General features: G+C 76.9%; 3 protein-coding genes. All 3 read left to right on the top strand.

Annotation, left to right across the window (positions count from 1 at the left end; all coding sequences use genetic code 11):
* Nucleotides 1–618, top strand: a 618-nt coding sequence (locus tag E1291_RS41300; RefSeq protein WP_207401270.1) for a MaoC/PaaZ C-terminal domain-containing protein, incomplete at its 5' end; no start/stop codon positions are given.
* A gap of 171 nt (nucleotides 619–789) precedes the next feature.
* Nucleotides 790–1056, top strand: a complete 267-nt coding sequence (locus E1291_RS41295) for a hypothetical protein (RefSeq protein WP_131743456.1) — start codon at nucleotides 790–792, stop codon at nucleotides 1054–1056.
* On the top strand, nucleotides 1057–1647 hold a 591-nt coding region (locus tag E1291_RS41290), incomplete at its 3' end, for a protein kinase domain-containing protein (protein WP_165495554.1).

The following is a 1647-nucleotide window of genomic DNA, read 5'->3' as shown; positions in this document are numbered from 1 at the left end:
GTCCACGGCGGCCCCGGCCGGGCGGGCGGCGGCGAGGAGCTCGGCGGGGTCCGCGGCGTGGTGCGCCACATGCGGCGCACCGCCGTGCAGGCCGGGCCCGCGATGCTCACCGAGATCACCGGGCGCTGGGTGCCCGGCACCGACCGCACCGTCACCGCCGAGCACCCCTTCCGCAAGCACCTGGAGGAGCTGCGCGTCGGCGACACCGCGGTCGGCGGCCCCCGCACGGTCGGGCTGGAGGACGTGGAGCACTTCGCGGCGTTCACCGGCGACACCTTCTACGCCCACACCGACGAGGACGCCGCCCGGGCGAACCCGTTCTTCGGCGGCCGCGTCGCGCACGGCTACCTGGTCGTGTCATTCGCGGCCGGGCTGTTCGTCGATCCCGCGCCCGGGCCGGTGCTGGCCAATTACGGGCTGGAGAACCTGCGGTTCCTCACCCCGGTCAACCCCGGTGACGAGCTGACCGTGACGCTGACCGCCAAGCAGATCACCCCGCGCGAGGGCGCGGGGTACGGCGAGGTGCGCTGGGACACCGACGTCACCAACCAGGACGGCGCGTCCGTCGCCAAGTACGACGTCCTGACCCTCGTGGCGAAGCGGCCGCTCCACGACTGACGCCTTATCACGCCGCGGCGGGCCGGACCGCGTTCGGCGACGCTGTGCGGGGCGCCCCCCTCCGGGCAGACTGGGACGTCGGTCCAGTGCGAGTGAATCGGCACGCCCCGGGGACCACCGCGCGGCAGGCGGGTGTCCGGTCCCCGGGGCGCCCGAGGGAGGCGGTCCGCGGTGGCGGTCGAACCTTTGAGGCCGGACGACCCGGCGGCGATCGGCGGATGCGAGCTGGTGGGCCGGGTGGGCGAGGGAGGCCAGGGCGTCGTCTACCTCGCGCGCAGGCCGGGCGCGTCCGGGGAACGGGTCGTGGTCAAGACGCCCCACCCGAGCCCCGGCGAGCGGGACGCGGCCGACCTGTCGGAGATCACGCTCGTCCGGCGGGTCGCGCGGTTCTGCACGGCGCGGATCCTGGACGCCGGGACCGACGAGGGCCGCCCCTAAATCGTTAGCGAGTACATCGACGGCCCCTCGCTGCGGAGCGTCGTCGAGGAGGGCGGGCCGCTCGGCGGGGTCGAGCTGGAGCGGCTGGCCGTCGGGACGATGACGGCGCTGGCCGCCACGCACGCGGCGAACGTGGTGCACCGCGACTTCACGCCCGGCAACGTGCTGCTCGCGGCGGACGGGCCGCGCGTGGTGGACTTCGGGGTCGCCAAGGCGCTCGGGCCGTCCGGCCGGGGCGAGCCGGGCGCGTCGGGGACGCCCGCGTTCATGGCGCCCGAGCAGGCGGCGGGCGGCGAGGTCGGCGCGGCGGCGGACGTGTTCGCCTGGGCCGTCACGATGTGCTTCGCCGCGCTCGGGCCCCGGGTGTTCGGCGTGGACGGCCCGCACAGCCCGCTCGAGCGGCTGCTGCGCGTGGAGCGGTACCTGGTGGACCTGCCCGCCTGGCTGGCCGAGGTCGCCGGGCCCTGCCTGGCCGAGGACCCCGCGGAGCGGCCCGCGGCGCGGGAGGTCCTGCTCCGCCTGCTCGGCTACGGCGCGGCGCCGGACCCGGAGCCCGAGGAGGCGCCCGGACCCGGGCGCGAGCGGCGGGGC

It is taken from the genome of Actinomadura roseirufa, from assembly GCF_900659635.1.
Classification (GTDB): Bacteria; Actinomycetota; Actinomycetes; order Streptosporangiales; family Streptosporangiaceae; genus Spirillospora; species Spirillospora roseirufa.
This window is presented reverse-complemented; position numbering and strand designations above follow the sequence as displayed.